Origin of the sequence: Actinomyces sp. (assembly GCF_030530635.1) — a bacterium.
In the GTDB taxonomy this organism is placed as follows: Bacteria; Actinomycetota; Actinomycetes; order Actinomycetales; family Actinomycetaceae; genus Actinomyces.
Genome location: NZ_JAUMUL010000077.1, coordinates 1 through 14,885 on the forward strand (window position 1 = coordinate 1; position 14,885 = coordinate 14,885).

Genomic DNA, 14,885 nt, shown 5'->3' on the forward strand with positions numbered 1-14,885 from the left:
GACCTTGCCGACCCGAACACGACCTCCCACACCCGAAGGCGACCACCACACCGCATCCCCCGACGCCGTGGATGCGAACACTGAAAATGTCGACCATGATGAGCGTCAATCAACCCCGGCTGGTGACCACCGGCGCCAGGTACAACACCCTCCGCAAGACCTGGGGTTTGACAAGCCAGCCTTCTCCCGGTGATGCCGAGGCAGGTTGGCCTGAGGCATCGGGAGCCTCAACGCCCCGCGCCAGGGCTCCCGATGCGTCGATCGCGCTGAGCTTCAGAGGCTCAGCGCTCAGTACCCCGCGCCGAACCCGGGCCTCCCGACGGTACCGGTCCCGATGACCCCCGCGATCTCAGCGATTTCAGTAGCGAAGCGGTGCCACAGCTGGTGCGGTATCGCGTGCACCATGCCCTCGACGACGTCGAGCCGCGCCCCCGGGACGAGGGAGGCGATCTCCCTGCCCCCGTCCACGCTGATCAGTGGATCGTCGGATCCGTGTACAACCAGCGTCGGGCAGTTCAGTAGCCGGAGGTCCTCGGCCCGATCCCGGTCGGCCTGCATGGCGCGACGCTGCCGGTTTACCCCCTCAGGATCCCAGCCTCGTGACACGTACTGGTGGCCGATCTCCCACAGGTAGCCCAGGTCGACGGGATAGCGTCCCTGACGCACGTGGCTCTCGTTGGCGACGTACTGGGCTACCGCCTCCTCCCGGCTGCCCACCGGGGCCGGGGCGCCGAGTTCGGTGATCGGGGTGACGAAGTGACGCCGCGCGCACGCTGTGGAGTACATGACGGTCAGGGAGGCCACCAATCCGGGATGGTGGATTGCCAGCTCCTGGACAATCATCCCTCCCATGGACTGTCCGACGACGTGGGCCGGGCCCCCGCCCAGCACCTTGATGAGGCCGGCGGCGTCGTCCGCCATGTCGGCCAGGGAGTAGACGGCGTCGGGGAAGCGCTGAGACAGGCCGATGTCACGATTGTCAAAGCGGATCACCCGGAACCCGGCCGCGGCGAGTGCGTGGCAGAAGCCGGAGGGCCAGCCGACGAGTTGGGCGGAGTAGCCCTGGACCAGGAGGAGTAGCGGCGCGCCAGGATGGCCGAGTTCCTCATAGGCCAGCCGCGTCCCATTTGCCGCCGTGGTCACGGCAGCCACCGGGTTAGTCCCCCACGTCGCGGGGACTATTACGTCTGTCATTTGCTCTCCTCCTGCTTGTCGCGCTCGGCCAACTCCTGCTGGATGGCGGGAAGGCTGGGGTCCAGACGGTAGGCGAGCATGAGCAGCACAACCGCCGTCCACGCCAGGATCGGACCCCAGATGTAGAGGTGCCGAACCATGTCGACGGCGGCCGGTATCTCCCGGGTGAGGCCGGTGAAGCCGGAGGCATCCATCAGTCGGCCTACCGCCCACCCAGCCACACCGGTACCGAACTTCTGACCCACTGTGAAGGCGGAGAACAGCAGGGCGTGCACACGGACGCCGGTGCGCCAGTGGCCGAAGTCGATGGTGTCGGCGATCATGGTGAAGATGCACCCATAGAACGGCGCCTCCCCGATGCCGCGCACCACGGCCGCCGCGGTGACCAGTGGGAGGCTGGAGGGGGCCAGGAGCGGTGCGATCTGGGCCGCCACGCACAGGCATGCGCCGCCCAGGACGAGGTTTCGCTTGCCCAGTCGCCGGATAGCCGGGGCCATGACCATGATGCCGAGGATCCACGGAATCCTCTCAGCGGTCTGGATGACGCCCATGAGTTCGGCGTTGCCGAGCACATACTGGGCGTAGTAGGTCGAGACGGTGCCGTTGACGTTCTGATACACCGAGACGGCAATCATCGTCAGCAGCAGGATGAGAAAGTACCTGTTGGAGCCGGCGGTCCGCAGACGCACAAGGAAGGGCAGTGACTCGGCCCTGGCCGTGGCGTCGTCGTGGAAGCGCTCCTTGCAGACAAGAAAGGTCCATATGAGCATGCTGAAGGCGATGACCGAGTAGATGACTGTGACGGTGACCCAGGCGCGCTGGTCGCCGCCGAGCAGACGGATGAATGGGAGCGTGCAGGCGGTGACGATCATGTTCCCGATCGGGGACATGGACATGCGGAACAGGTTGAGCCGCGCCAGGTCCTGGTCCTCACGCGTCATGAGGGGTGCCAGCGAGGAGTAGGGAAGGTTGAGGGCCGTGTAGACCACGGTGGTGCACAGGTTGTAGGTGACAAAGATGTAGACAGCCTGCACGGCGGACGCTGCGTGCGCGGGGACCGCGAACAGGGCGATCGCGCTCAGCCCGTAGGGCGCGGACATCCACAGGAGCCAGACACGCGCCTTTCCGTGCCGGGACCTGGTCTTGTCCATGACTTGGGCCATGGCGAGGTCCGAGATCCCGTCAAAGACGCGGGACAGGAGCAGGATGGTGCCAACGAGGCCCGCGGATACGCCGACCACGTTGGTGTAGAAGTAGACGACCAGCCCGGAGGTCAGGGCGAAGACGACGTTGCAGGCGACGTCGCCCATGCCGTAGGAGATCCTCTCGAAGACGGACGTACGGTAGTCACGCCCGTAACCGCCTGGAGGGGCGGCAGCGGTGGCAGAAGGTGCCGTGGACATGTGTGAGCTTCCTTGGTAGAGGTGGGTGCTGCGCTGCACCCGGGAGCGTCGCGCGCGACGCGAAGGACTGCCGGCGCTGCCAACTCTGCCACCGATAGTCAATTAATGCAAGCTTTGCATTATTGGCTGGTCGCCGCCCCTCCGTGCGGCAATGCCAGCGGGTCACGCAGAGCCGCCTCCTGCGCCAGCAGCACTCCGCCACGCAGGACCGCGTCCTCCCCCAGCCTCGCCTGCTGCACCTGCGGCTCGGGCGCGGGGCCGATCGTGCGCACCATCCCAGCCAGCGCAGGCGCCAGTACAGGGCTGAGATCCCGCCACAGCCCGCCGAGCACTACCGGACTGGGGCCGATCACTGCTCGCGCGGCGTTCACGGCTCGGGCGATGTGGGGCACACAGTCCAGCACCGCCGCCCTCTGGGGCGAGGGCCCGTCAAGAGCTTGGCGGGTCAACGCGTGGAGATGACCCCGCAGCTGGCCGTCCGGCCTCACCCCGCTGCGCACGAGCATGGCGGCCGGGCTCGCCACGGAACTCAAGCACCCGGGGATGCCGCAGCCGCATGGGACGATCTCCTCCCGGCTGACAGGGATGTGCCCTACCTCTGAACCCACCCCGTCAGGAGAGCGCAGCACTCGGCCATCAAGCACGATACCCGAGCCCACGCCCGGATCCGCGTGGAGGAGGATCAGGGACGTCGCACCCTCTACATGATGGAACTCTGCCAGCGCAGCTGCGTTAGCGTTCTTCTCCAGTGCGAGCGGGACACCGGGCAGGCTCTGGGAGAACAGGGTGAGAAGGTCCACCGGGGCTTCCCAACCGAGGTCAGTTGACAGGGCGACGACCTCAGGGTAGCCCACCACCGGGCCGGAGACGGTCACAGCCAGGCCGCCCAGGCCACGGTCCGGGGGTAGGCATCGGCTCACCAGTGTGACAGCCCGGTCACGTACTACCTGCGGCGCAGTGTCCCCGGTGAGCTCTCTCGCCTCACAGATCCGGTCGCCGCTAAGGCCGGTGACAAGCACACGGATCTGCTCCCCGTCGACCTGCACGGAGGCCAGGGCCGCGCCGTGGGCATCCACCTCCACCTGGCGTCGGGGGCGGCCAGCACTACCGCTGTAGGTCACGGCTCCCTCCCGCACCACGCGCCGGGCGAGCAGAAGATTGATGAGGTTGGTCAACGAACTGCGGGACAGTCCGGTCCTCTCAGCGATCTCAGACCGGGAGGCGGGTCCGTGCTCCAAAAGATGGGCCAGGACCAGCCGCGCGTTGGTGCGACGCACCTCCGCCAGGTCAACTGGTGAGACCGGGTTCATCGCAACCTCCTGAGCGTCCTGGTCGCGTCACTGGCGGGCCGGCTGCCGACGGCGAGGGTCATTCGCCCACTTCGCCCCGCTGGCGCTGCAGATAGGCGAGCAGGCCGACTATGAGACCGCCCAGGAGCGCCACCGTCATCGCACGCGGTACCCAGACGGCTGCCAGCACCAGCCCGAGCACCTGCAGACCCCACTCCGCCGGAGTCAGCGTCCGGCTGTCGCGGCTTGGCGGCGCCAGCTTTTCGTTCTCGGGGTCGGCGTCTTGCAGCGATTGGCGCACCGCCACGCGGCTGATGGAGGTCAGCAGAAAGACCAGGCCATAGGCAACCTGTGCGGTGCTGTTGCCCGGATTCTGCGCCACCAGCGTCGTGGTGTAGGGGAAGAAGGAGGCGAAGAAGAGCAGCAGCAGGCTCAGGCCGACGGTTCTGCGGGTGATGACTTCGGCGGGATTCCAATCCTTGTGCAGCCGCGCCCACAGCAGCCCAAGCCACGCGAAGGAGACCGTGTAGGCCAGCAGGTCCTCGTGCAGCGCCCACAGCCCCGCCGGGCTGACCACCTCTGGCTGGGGCAGTTCGAGAATGAGGATGGTGATGATGATGGCGAGGACCGCGTCCATGAAGGCGGCGAGCCTCTCTTTGCCCGTGGTCACGGGGGACTTCTTGGTCATACGGTTTCCTTCGGCTGTTTACTACGCGGGTTCGCCGTCTGCTACGCCGCTTGGGGGCTGTTGAATGGCTGCGGGCTCTTCAATAAAGCTCCACCGGTGTAACCCACGGGGAAGTGGCGTAGCAGACGAATGGGGACGATGCGGTCAGTTCACCGGTAGCGCCGTCATTCGGGTGCCGACCGGGGCGTGCTGGCGTGCGCCGGCGCCGCGCTCGCCTCTCGCGGCCTGCTCCGCGGCCCGTGCCTCCAGCATCGCATTGGTCGACTCCGCAATGAAGCGGATCGTGCTGGCATCCAGTGGTGTGGTGGGGACCGTGGCGGGGAGCAAGACGAACATGGTGGTCCTTTCAGGAGGAGGAATCCACGCCCGTCGTCGAAGCGGACGTGGACGGGGCCGGTTCACATCGTGCGCACCCGGGAACGGTGCCCGGGCGGCGTACGGAGTCAGGCCGCCGAGCGCACGTTAGCAGCCGCGGGAGCCGGCGTCGTCGTCGGCCTGCTCGCCGCGTGGGAGCGGTAGAGCCCGGAACCGGGGTGGGCGACGGCACGACAAAGGCCGGAGACCTCATCGTCTCCGGCCCGGATGCGTTGGCCTCGTCCTGTGTTGTACAGGGGGCGTGATTGTTCGTGGTTGCTACTGAAGCGGCGCGTCGACCGTGTCAGGGGCGAGGGCTCACTGCTGCTCGTCGGTGGTCTTCTCGGTGAGGCGGTCGTTGACGGCCTCGGCGATGGCACGGGCTGTGTTGGCGTCGATAGCGCTGAAGAACATGGGTTGCTCCTTGAATTGAATCGGTGTTGTGCGGTCCGCCGAGTGGTCCTAGTTGGATCATCGTTGGATGATCCGGATAGCCGGGGCATCCGGGTAGATATCCGCTCGGTGGCTGGTGGCAACACGCTATCAATGCGGGCGGTGTGCCAATGTCTCCTGATCGCGGTGACGCGCGCCACCGGCTCCCTGATGAGGTGTTGTGGATACCGGAATTTCAACGAAAAACGGTATCGGGCCGGGGTCTGTGTGCGGCGTGCACTTCCGCCCGGACCGGGCATTTCGGGGGACCCGGGTCACCCCAACACACCGGTTCCGGAACCCGCCCGGTACGCGCCGTCTGCACACAGGGCTACAGCACCACGTCCTGGGTGGGGCGGGTCAGCTCCCCGGCCGCGTGTGCACGGGCGATGTAGTCGCAGGCGCGCGCGGTGACCGCCATGATCGTCAGTGCCGGACCCTCCGTGGAGCCGGTGGGGAAGGAGGCGGCGTCGGTGACGAACAGATTGGGCACGTCCCAGGCCTGGGCGACCCCGTTGAGCACACTGGTAGCCGGGTCGTGGCCCATGCGGGCGCCGCCCGCCTCGTGGATGGACACCCCCATCATCAGGCTCATACGGATCCCGATCCGGAACATGGCCCGTTGGGCGGGGTTGAAGTCCGGCCACACCCGCTTGGAGTGCACCCCGAAGGTGGAGGCCACGAAGTTCGTCCGGTAGCCGCCTACCCGCATCATCTCGGTGACGTCCCGTACCGCGGCGGCAACCATGGTGCGGTCGTTGTCGTCCGGCCGGCACACGATGTGCGCGGCGGGAATGCCCCACTTGTCCTTCACCCGCCGCGAGAGGGTCACGTGGTTGCCGTACTGGGGCAGCATCTCCCCGCCGGCGCCGAAGCCGAACATGGCGGGGGAGTCCTCCGGCACCGGCACCCGCCCGGCCAGCCCCTGGAAGGAGTAGCCGCGCTTGTAGGCCTCGGTCTGCCCCTGCAGGTTCTGGTAGCGGGGGATCAGGAAGCCGCCGGAGTTGCCGTAGAAGGGGTCCTCCTCGCACTGGGAGGAGGGGCCGAAGTAACCGGGGCGGCGGGCGTCGTCGCCGAAGCCGAGCGTCATGGACTGCTCCATGAGGTAGCGGCCCACCAGCCCGTTGGAGTTCGCCAGCCCGCCCGGGTGACGACTCGACCCGGAGTTCAGCAGTAGCCGCACCGACTCGATCGCCGAGGCGCACAAAATGACCACGTCACCGGTCACCCGGTGCTCGCGCCTGGTGCGGGCGTCGATGAAGACGGCGCCGGTGGCCAGGCCGGTGCGGGAATTGGTAGTGATGCGGGAGACCACGGCGCCGGTGCGGATGGTCAGACGGCCGGTCCGCCTGGCCTCGCGGATGCCCGGGGGCACACGATCCAGGAAGGGCGCCTGGAAACGCCAGGAGATCACATGGCGCTCGGGCCACCGGGACTCCACGACCCGCTTGAACTCCTGCTCCATCTCGTTCAGGTGTCCGGGGCCCACATACTTGCCTGCGGGCGGGTGCTTCACGCCGGGGTCGGCGTCGCCGTACACGCCGACGAGCTCCTCCACGCGCTCGTAGTAGGGGGCCAGGTCCGCGTACTCGAAAGGCCAGTCGATGCCAACGCCGTCGAGGCTGGCGGCCTTGAAATCCACGTCGCTCATGCGTTGCAGTACCCGGCCGTAGGCGTGCATGCGGCCACCCAGCAGCCGGGAGCGCACCCACAGGTAGGGGGCGTCGAGAGGGTAGGTGTAGGGGTTGGCCAGATCGTCCACCAGGAACCGGGAGGAGGAGTCGGAGTAGAAGGAGCGGCGGGCCTGATTGAACTGGCGGCTGCCCAGCATGCGCTTGGCGCGGGTCATGATGTCCATGCCCATGGGCTTGGGCTTGCCGTAAACCGGCGGCGTGAAGTCCTTCGCAGTCAGCTCCCGTCCGGCCTCGAGCAGGAGCACGTCCATGCCTGCTGCGGTCAGCTCGCGCACCGCCGTCGAGCCGGCGGGGCCGGAGCCGATGACGACGGCGTCGAAGTGGCGGTCGATGTTGGGGGAGGCGTTCGCCTGGTGCAGGTTGCTCATGTTGTCCACGTCCTTTTCATCCACGTCCTTTGTGGGTCCGGTGGGGCCCGCGGTGGCCCCGTCCGGTGCTGGTTGATGCGTACAGCGCCCGCCCAGTGGGAGTACCGCCCTCGGTGCAGCGCGTCACGGCGCTGCGAGCCGACTGAAGCCACCGTATGAATCCGCCCGATGGCGGACAACGCCGTGGCCACGGGCTTTTGCCCCGCGCGGGCGAAAGCGGTTCTCAAGTCGACGAGAATCGGATGAAAGGTCCGGTAATGTGCGGTTTGCCGGCGGAGGCAGGACGAGGAGGTGCGATATGGACGATCAGGACGCCCGCGCCCGCGCCGGCCTGCTGTTCGACACCGCCTGGCCTCCCTACCGCAAACTCAAGGCCCGTGCCCACGACCTGTGCCGCCGCTACAACACGCTGGACGAACTGGACCCCGCCCGCGCCGAGATCCTGCCGCAGCTCTTCGCCGCCCTCGGCCCGGAGGCATACGTGCGCGGTCCGCTGTACGTCAACTGCGGCTTCCACACTTCCATCGGGGCGCGCTTCTTCGCCAACTTCAACCTCACCCTGCTCGACGACGTGCACGTGACCATCGGTGATGACGTTCAGCTTGGCCCCGGCGTCACCATTGCCGCCGGCACCCATCCCCTGCTCGCCTCCGAGCGCCGGCACCTGACCTACCCCGACGGTCACACCGGCGGTGCCGAGTACGGCGACCCCGTCGTCATCAAGGACCGCGTCTGGCTCGGCGCCAATGTCACCGTCATGCCGGGAGTCACCATCGGACACGACGCCGTCGTCGGCGCCGCCAGCCTGGTCACCCGCGACGTGCCCGCAGGCTGGCTCGCCTTCGGGACTCCGGCCCGCCCTATCCGCGAGATCACCGAGGCCGACTCCGTACACAGCCCCACCTCGGCCGTTCACGGGAGGCTGAGTTCGGAGCAGCGCCCCGCCGGGGCCGACGGGCATTGACCGCCGGGACGGCACGCTCAGCCCCGGCCCACCCGGCGTACCGCCCCTCAATGCGCATCGGCCCCGCCCGTCCAGACGGCCCTGCCGCGCGTACCCAGCCAGGCATCGCCCCGTGAAGAAAGCAAAATCTCGTGTCCGCACAACCCCGACCCGCCCCCGCCCCCGATAAGGCAATGCCCAACCCCTACCGGGTAGCCGCTGTCGTCATGATCGGCTCATTCATGTCGGTCCTGGACGGCACCATCATCAACGTCGCCATTCCCGCGCTGCAACGCCACTTCGCCGCGCCCGACGGCGCCCTGCCCGCATACTCGACCGTCTCCTGGACCGTCACCGGCTATGCGCTCGCGGTGGCCGCAATCATCCCGCTGACAGACTGGGGCCTGAAGCGCATCGGTGCCCGCTGGATGTACATCGGCTCGATCACCCTGTTCACCATCGCCTCCGTGCTGTGCGCGCTCTCGCCGAGCCTGGCCTTCCTGATCATCATGCGCGTGGTGCAGGGGCTGTGCGGCGGCTGCATCATGCCCGTGGGCACCACGCTGGTCGCCCGCGCCGCCGGGCCGAACAGCCTCGGCCGCATGATGAGCCTGATGGGCATCCCCATGCTGATCGCCCCCGTCATGGGGCCGATCCTGGGCGGCTGGCTGGTGGAGGTCGCCTCCTGGCACTGGGTGTTCCTCATTAATTTGCCCTTCGGGGCGGCGGCTGCCGGGCTCGGGCTGTTCCTACTCCCGCGCGACGACGATCGGGGCACCGTGCGCCTGGACGTTCCCGGCGTTGTGCTCATGTCTCCCGGGCTGGCGCTGACGCTGTGGGGCGTGTCGAACGCGGGCGGCGGTGCGGCCATCACCGCGCCGGTGGTGTGGGTGCCGTTAGTGCTGGGGCTGGTGATGGTGGCGGCCTTCGTACGCCGCAGCCTGCATGCCGAGCGCCCGTTGTTGGATCTGACGATCCTGCGGCTGCGCGGCTACCGCAATGCCATCGCGCTGGCGATCTTCTTCCAGGCCGGCTTCACCGCGGACCTGCTGCTCCTACCCGCCTACTTCCAGCAGGTGCGCGGCCTGGGTGCCATGGCGGCCGGCTTCTTCATCGCGCCCACCGGTTTGGGGGCGCTCATCACCATGCCTATCGCCTCCAACCTCGTGGACCGGCTGCCCGCCGGGCGGGTGGTGCCCTTCGGCATGGCGGCCATGTTCGTCTCTGTGCTCGCGCTGACCCAGGTGGGAGCCGACACGAGTCTGTGGTGGCTGGGGGTCGTGCTTACGGTTCAGGGGCTTGGCATCGGCGGCACCATGATGCCGGTGTCGACGGCGGCCCTGCAGGCGGTCGATCGCGAGGAGGTCGGCAACGCCACCACCCTGTTCAACATCGGCCAGCAGGTATTCGGCGCCGTCGGTATTGCGATCGTTTCCGTGCTGCTCGCGCTGTTCCTGGCTGGGACGGACGCGGGCGCGGCGGCGGTGGCCGGCGAGCTGAGCGGGTCGGAGTTGGCGAACGGCCTCGCCCAGGCCGCGGGGGCGTTCGGCCGAGCCTTCTGGATGCCGACCGTTTCCATGGGGCTGGCCCTATTCATGGCCTTCCGCCTGCCCATGCGTCGCGAGCGCGCCACCATCCCGGCCGCGTCTGAGGATGCCGGTGTGCGGGGCGCTGCAGACCGACCTCGGCAGTGACAACGACCGATCTCGGCACGTAAGATCTACCGACCTCGGCGGGTGTGGCGGCGGGCGAAGTCGTGCATCAGAGCGCTCACGAAGGCCTGCTGCGCGTGGGTGGCACCGCCGCCGTGCCCGCCCGCAGCAGTCTCGAAGTAAGTCACCTTCTGCCCCAGCTGCTCCAGCCGGTGGGCCAGGGCGCGGGCATGCGCCGGATGCACGCGGTCGTCCGCGGCCGAGGCCAGCAGCAGCACCGGCGGATAGGCCTGTCCCGTCTGCAACAGATGCAGCGGCGAGTGCTCCCGCAGCCACGTCCACTGCTCCGGGTCATCTGGATCGCCGAACTCCGCCGTCCACGCCGCCCCGGCCGACAGCTGGGTGTATCGGCGCATGTCCGCCAGCGGCGCCTCCAGGACGGCCGCGCCAATTCGCTCCGGATACCTGGCCAGTACCTCCCCGGCTAGCAGGCCCCCGGCCGAGGAGCCATACAGGCAGATGTCCTCCGGCGTGGTTACGCCGCGTGCAACCAGCGAGTCCAGCACCGCCGTCAGGTCCTCGACGACCCGCCTCCGTCCCGCGCCGGTGCCCGCCAGATGCCAACTCGGCCCGTACTCGCCGCCGCCGCGCACATTCGCCACCACGTAGGTGCCGCCCCGCTCCAGCCAGGCCTTCCCGGTGACGGGCTCGTATCCCGGCATAAGCGACTTCCCGAACGCCCCGTAGGCGTGCACGAGCACTGGTGGCGACGATGGCGCCGGCCTGCCGATCTGGAAGTAGGGCACCCGGGTGCCATCCGCACTGGTGGCCACGTGCTGACTCACCCGCACTCCCCGCGCGTCGAAGCGGGCGGGCGCCTGCCGCACCACCGCCATGCCGGTCATCTCCCCGGACGGGGTCAGCCGGGCGACGGCAAGCGTTGAGGGCGTGGTCCATCCCGACGCCGAGATCCACAGATAGTCGGTATCCGCCGGACGCAACGGCGTGGCGGACACCGACAGCAGCGCCCGTCCCGGACGCAACTCGGTGTCGTCGACGGCGGGGCATCCGAGCCGATCCGCCGCGCCGGTCAGATCGATCCAGTGGTGCCCCCAACTGCCCGGCGCCGCCCGTGTACCGGAGGCCTCGACCTCGTCGCGACGCCTGGGCGGCGTACACACCTCCAGGCGGGTGGCGACGTCGTCGAGCACCGTGAGCACCAGGTGGCCCGCGGTCCAGGCGGCCGACAACAGCGTGGATGAGGCGGAGGGCGTGAACAGGACCTCCAGCTGGCGACGCCCCGCCAGGTACTCCGCCAGGCCCGCGCCCAGCAGGGTGCCGGCCGGATGGGTGACACCGTCCGCCTCCCAGGGGCTGCGCAACTGAATGGTCAGCCAGTCCCGTCCGACGCCGGCCAGGCTGTCCTCCGGGACCTTCAGCGGGATTGCGCCCGCCGGGACCGTGTCGCCGTCGGGAGCGGCGACCGTGCCGGTGGGCGCAATCCCGCTCAACGCGGCGCGGGCGGGGCCGGTGCCTGCCGGGCAGCCGGCATCGTCGGGCAGCAGCCAGATGCGGGTGTGCTGGAAGCTGGGCATGGTGGTCAGCCAGGTCCGCCCCCACGGGTCGCGGAAGGCGAAGGCGGCGACGGCGTCGGCTCCCGCGGTAACCAGTACCTCCGCCTCGTCCGGTGCCTGTCCGCGCCGCAGGCGCCGCACCTGCCGGGGGTAGCCGGCCCGTGATACCGTCCCGGGCCCGAAGTCGGTGGAGACGATGACGGACTCGCCCGCGTCGTCACCCCAGGTCATGGTCCCCTTCGACACCGGACGGTGGAATCCGCCGTCGGCCGGTGCTATGAAGCGCCGCGCATCCAGGTCGTACTCCAGGGTGAGGCTCGCGTCGCCACCGCCGGGGGAGAGGCAGACCAGCGCGCGGCGGCCGGAGCGCGGACCGGTGGCGAGCACCTGCGCCCCGCCCCAGGCCGGATGTTCGCCGCTGCCACAACCGACTTCGGCAGGCAGGGCGCCGGGTGCGTTCAGCGCCTCGAGGTCGAGCAGGGTCTCCCAGGCGGTGGGCGCGGGGGCCTGATCGGCGCGGGAGGGGGCGCTGGCGGCATAGGACTCCCAACTGGTGCGGCGCCAGATGCCGTGAGGATGGTCGGCGTCGGTCCAGAAGTTGTAGAGCATGCCGGCCCGGTCGGCGACGGCGGGGATCCGGTCCGGGCAGTCCAGCACCGACTTCAGGTCATCGGTCAGGCGCATGAAGTCGGGGGAGGAGGCGTATTCGTGCCTGGTTCGCTCGTTGTGGGCATCTACCCACGCTGTCGCCCGTTCCCCGTCGGCCTCGTAGAGCCAGGCGGGGGCGACGGCGTCGTCGGGAGGAGACTCGCTCACGCCGTCGGCCGGAGGGGGCGCGCTCGTGGCGCCGGGTGGGGCGAGGGCACCCACGGGAGTGCGGCGGGAAAGCCGGTCAGGCCTGCTCGGGGTGGATCACCTCGTGTGTGCGGGAGGACTCCACGATGGCCTCCAGGACCGTCAGGCAGCGGATCACCGAATCGTTGGTGATTACTGGCTCGGCGACGCCGTCGACCACGTCGCGGGCGTTGCGGTAGAAGTCCATGACATCCACGTCCACCTCGGGCAGCGGCAGCACCTCCACGGGCGGGGTGGTGGAGGCCAGGGCCTTGTAGTCGAGGATGCGCGGAGCCATGGTCTTGGTCAGGCCCACGCCCGCCTGCACGGGGGTGGCGTCGTCCTCCTCGGCGCCGGTGCGGCGCACCATGCGGCCGTTCATCTCCCAGTCCTCGATGACCACGGTGCCGGTGGCGGACTGCATCCAGAACTTGGCCTCCGGCAGGAAGGAGGTGGTGGACACGTCCACCATCGCCCGGAAGCCGTTGGCGAAGGTCAGGTGGGCGCGGAAGCCGTCGTCGACGTCGTGGCCGAGCGCGAAGGACAGTTCGCCGTGGACGTCCACCACGGGGGAGTCCACCAGGGTCAGCAGACGGTCGACGGTGTGCACGCCCCAGTCCAGGATCATGCCGCCGCCGTGCTCGGGCAGCTGCCGCCAGTCGCCGGGGATGCCGCGGGAGCCGTGGATGCGCTGCTCCAAATAGGTGGGGGCGCCGATGAGTTGCTCGTCGTAGATCTTCTTGATGACGTTGAAGTCGGGGTCCCAGCGGCGGTTCTGGTGCACCATGAACAGCTTGCCGGTCTCCTCGGCGATGGCGGCGACCTCGCGCATCTCGGCGGCGTTCATCATGGCGGGCTTCTCGCACAGCACGTGCTTGCCGGCGCGCAGCGTGGAGACGGCATAGTCGTGGTGGGAGTCGTTGGGGGTGCAGATGAAGACGATGTCCACGTCCGCGTCGGCCAGGATGTCGGCGGCGGAGGCGTACACGTGCAGGCCGTCGGCCTCAGCGTCCTGGTTGGCGCGTGGGTCGGTGTCGTAGATGCCGACGACGTCGATGGCGACGTCGTCCAGCGCCCGCAGGTTACGGGTGTGGTAGACGCCCTGGGTGCCGTAGCCGATGACGGCGAGCTTGTGGGCGGGGGCGGGGCCGGACTTGACGGCTTTCTCGGACACGGTGACCTCCGAAAGTGTTTGCGCAGTTCGGCTGTGGTGCGCCTGCTGCGATTGGCTGCTCGCGGCGACTTCGTTGCCGCCGCCGCGTATATGGTCACAGTAGGCGGGGTGCGCGTGGCGCGTCAGGGCGCAGGGGACCGCTTCCGCCCGCTCCGGGGAGAAGACCGTGGAGGTCCCTGATGGTTCTACAGGTTGTCCCCGAGGAACTCAGTCGTGCTGGGGCGCTGCTGGATGAGTGCCAGGCCTCGTTGGGACGAATGGTTGTGAACACCGGCAGTGAGGGTGCCTTCGGCCTGCCGGTGTTGGCTTCTGCGGCGGCACGGTTCGCCTACCACTTCAAGGACCGGGCGAGTCGGGATGCGTCCAGCGCGGTCGAGCTGGCCGATGGGCTGATGGCGGCTCAGCGGGACTTCGAGAACACCGATGAGGAAGCTGCCGACGGCGCGCGAACCCTTGGCGACTCCTCGCGCCAGTTCGGCGGTGGTCCTTCCAATGGCACCATGGTCGAACGTGAGCCGGGTCGGGTGGTCAGCTATCGCGGCCTGACCATCTAACCAGTAACCAGGCGGCCGCCACTGTGTGGTAAACGCCGTCGGTCGCCTACGCCCGTTTGCTCCCACCTCGTCTACTTTGTTCCCTTGTCTATGTCCTCCTCGCTAACTGGCGGAGTCTCAACTGCGGCTGCGATGGGTGTCGGCGGCATACTGGTGGGGCGGGTGCCCGACGATCCGGCGGCTGTTCGTGCCGTGGCGGAGGATTGGAAGGCCACCGCCCGCAGTTTCTGGGGAGCGGCTGACCTGGCTGATTACGCCCGTGGTGCCACGCCGTCATTTCAGGGTGCTACAGCCGATGCTTTCAGGTATGGCGCCCGGAAGCTGACTCGGACGTTGGAGCAAGACGCCGAGCGGCTCGAGGCGGGTGTGGGGCCGCTGGAGGCCTACGCGCGGGTACTTGATTCTGCGATTGCGGCGGCGGATGAGTTGCGGGAGTTCGCCGGCCGGACGGTGTTGACCGCGTTGGGGACCCCGGCGGCCGGGATTGTGGCCGTAGCGGTTGTGCCGGCGGTTGCCCAGGCGTGGGCGGGCATACTCGCCGAGGTCAATCTCGCCGCCCTGCGCACTGCGGCGGCATTATGCACGGCGCTGGGTGAGGGGGGCGCGGGCGCAGGGTGCCGAGCCGCTGGATCGGAGCGGCAAGGGTAAAACCGATGACGATGATGATAAGACCAAATAGGGTGTTATTCGTGTGGTTTTACCATCGGGTTCGGTAGAGTTCGAGTTTGGTGG

General features: G+C 68.6%; 12 protein-coding genes. 4 read left to right on the plus strand and 8 right to left on the minus strand.

Annotated elements, in window-relative coordinates:
* Positions 1 to 288: 288 nt before the first annotated feature.
* The 6 genes from Q4A20_RS13490 to Q4A20_RS13515 all read right to left on the minus strand — a co-directional run bounded on the left by Q4A20_RS13490 (position 289) and on the right by Q4A20_RS13515 (position 7,422).
* The gene (locus tag Q4A20_RS13490) at positions 289 to 1,194 is read right to left on the minus strand and encodes an alpha/beta fold hydrolase (protein ID WP_303123732.1); all 906 of its coding nucleotides are present in this window, start codon (positions 1,192 to 1,194) and stop codon (positions 289 to 291) included.
* Positions 1,191 to 2,597 (minus strand): MFS transporter, encoded by a 1,407-nt coding sequence (locus tag Q4A20_RS13495; protein WP_303123734.1) that lies wholly within the window; start codon positions 2,595 to 2,597, stop codon positions 1,191 to 1,193. The genes Q4A20_RS13490 and Q4A20_RS13495 overlap by 4 nt, the downstream gene beginning before the upstream one ends.
* A gap of 119 nt (positions 2,598 to 2,716) precedes the next feature.
* A complete protein-coding gene (locus Q4A20_RS13500) occupies positions 2,717 to 3,907 on the minus strand; it encodes an ROK family transcriptional regulator (RefSeq protein ID WP_303123735.1) in 1,191 nt (396 codons plus the stop codon).
* 58 nt (positions 3,908 to 3,965) lie between these two features.
* Positions 3,966 to 4,574 (minus strand): TMEM175 family protein, encoded by a 609-nt coding sequence (locus Q4A20_RS13505; RefSeq protein WP_303123737.1) that lies wholly within the window; start codon positions 4,572 to 4,574, stop codon positions 3,966 to 3,968.
* A gap of 144 nt (positions 4,575 to 4,718) precedes the next feature.
* A complete protein-coding gene (locus Q4A20_RS13510; protein ID WP_303123739.1) occupies positions 4,719 to 4,910 on the minus strand; it encodes a hypothetical protein in 192 nt (63 codons plus the stop codon).
* Between the two features lie 781 nt (positions 4,911 to 5,691).
* Positions 5,692 to 7,422, minus strand: a complete 1,731-nt coding sequence (locus Q4A20_RS13515) for a GMC oxidoreductase (protein ID WP_303123741.1) — start codon at positions 7,420 to 7,422, stop codon at positions 5,692 to 5,694.
* 298 nt (positions 7,423 to 7,720) lie between these two features.
* On the opposite strand from Q4A20_RS13515, the gene Q4A20_RS13520 reads away from it, so the two are divergent.
* Together Q4A20_RS13520 and Q4A20_RS13525 are read left to right on the plus strand one after the other, a co-directional pair.
* Entirely contained in the window at positions 7,721 to 8,386 is a 666-nt protein-coding gene (locus tag Q4A20_RS13520) for a sugar O-acetyltransferase (protein ID WP_303123743.1), read from the plus strand.
* Positions 8,387 to 8,517: 131 nt separating this feature from the next.
* Positions 8,518 to 10,059: a DHA2 family efflux MFS transporter permease subunit gene (locus tag Q4A20_RS13525; RefSeq protein WP_303123745.1), complete on the plus strand. Its 1,542-nt coding sequence runs from the start codon at positions 8,518 to 8,520 to the stop codon at positions 10,057 to 10,059.
* Between the two features lie 26 nt (positions 10,060 to 10,085).
* On the opposite strand, the gene Q4A20_RS13530 is transcribed toward Q4A20_RS13525, so the two are convergent.
* Both Q4A20_RS13530 and Q4A20_RS13535 read right to left on the minus strand, forming a co-directional pair.
* Positions 10,086 to 12,407, minus strand: a complete 2,322-nt coding sequence (locus tag Q4A20_RS13530) for a prolyl oligopeptidase family serine peptidase (protein WP_303123747.1) — start codon at positions 12,405 to 12,407, stop codon at positions 10,086 to 10,088.
* A 76-nt stretch (positions 12,408 to 12,483) separates the two neighbouring features.
* Positions 12,484 to 13,599 (minus strand): Gfo/Idh/MocA family protein, encoded by a 1,116-nt coding sequence (locus Q4A20_RS13535; protein ID WP_303123749.1) that lies wholly within the window; start codon positions 13,597 to 13,599, stop codon positions 12,484 to 12,486.
* A gap of 179 nt (positions 13,600 to 13,778) precedes the next feature.
* Between Q4A20_RS13535 and Q4A20_RS13540 the strand changes: the two genes are divergently transcribed.
* Complete coding sequence (locus Q4A20_RS13540) at positions 13,779 to 14,153, plus strand: hypothetical protein (protein ID WP_303123751.1); 375 nt, start codon at positions 13,779 to 13,781, stop codon at positions 14,151 to 14,153.
* A 90-nt stretch (positions 14,154 to 14,243) separates the two neighbouring features.
* The gene (locus Q4A20_RS13545) at positions 14,244 to 14,801 is read left to right on the plus strand and encodes a hypothetical protein (RefSeq protein WP_303123753.1); all 558 of its coding nucleotides are present in this window, start codon (positions 14,244 to 14,246) and stop codon (positions 14,799 to 14,801) included.
* Positions 14,802 to 14,885 lie beyond the last annotated feature (84 nt).

What these genes read in the sequence shown, in the direction of transcription:
- Q4A20_RS13490 (WP_303123732.1), bottom strand. Translation starts at nt 1,194, where the DNA reads ATGACAGACGTAATAGTCCCCGCGACGTGGGGGACTAACCCGGTGGCT.
- Q4A20_RS13495 (WP_303123734.1), bottom strand. Translation starts at nt 2,597, where the DNA reads ATGTCCACGGCACCTTCTGCCACCGCTGCCGCCCCTCCAGGCGGTTAC.
- Q4A20_RS13500 (WP_303123735.1), bottom strand. Translation starts at nt 3,907, where the DNA reads ATGAACCCGGTCTCACCAGTTGACCTGGCGGAGGTGCGTCGCACCAAC.
- Q4A20_RS13505 (WP_303123737.1), bottom strand. Translation starts at nt 4,574, where the DNA reads ATGACCAAGAAGTCCCCCGTGACCACGGGCAAAGAGAGGCTCGCCGCC.
- Q4A20_RS13510 (WP_303123739.1), bottom strand. Translation starts at nt 4,910, where the DNA reads ATGTTCGTCTTGCTCCCCGCCACGGTCCCCACCACACCACTGGATGCC.
- Q4A20_RS13515 (WP_303123741.1), bottom strand. Translation starts at nt 7,422, where the DNA reads ATGAGCAACCTGCACCAGGCGAACGCCTCCCCCAACATCGACCGCCAC.
- Q4A20_RS13520 (WP_303123743.1), top strand. Translation starts at nt 7,721, where the DNA reads ATGGACGATCAGGACGCCCGCGCCCGCGCCGGCCTGCTGTTCGACACC.
- Q4A20_RS13540 (WP_303123751.1), top strand. Translation starts at nt 13,779, where the DNA reads ATGGTTCTACAGGTTGTCCCCGAGGAACTCAGTCGTGCTGGGGCGCTG.
- Q4A20_RS13545 (WP_303123753.1), top strand. Translation starts at nt 14,244, where the DNA reads ATGTCCTCCTCGCTAACTGGCGGAGTCTCAACTGCGGCTGCGATGGGT.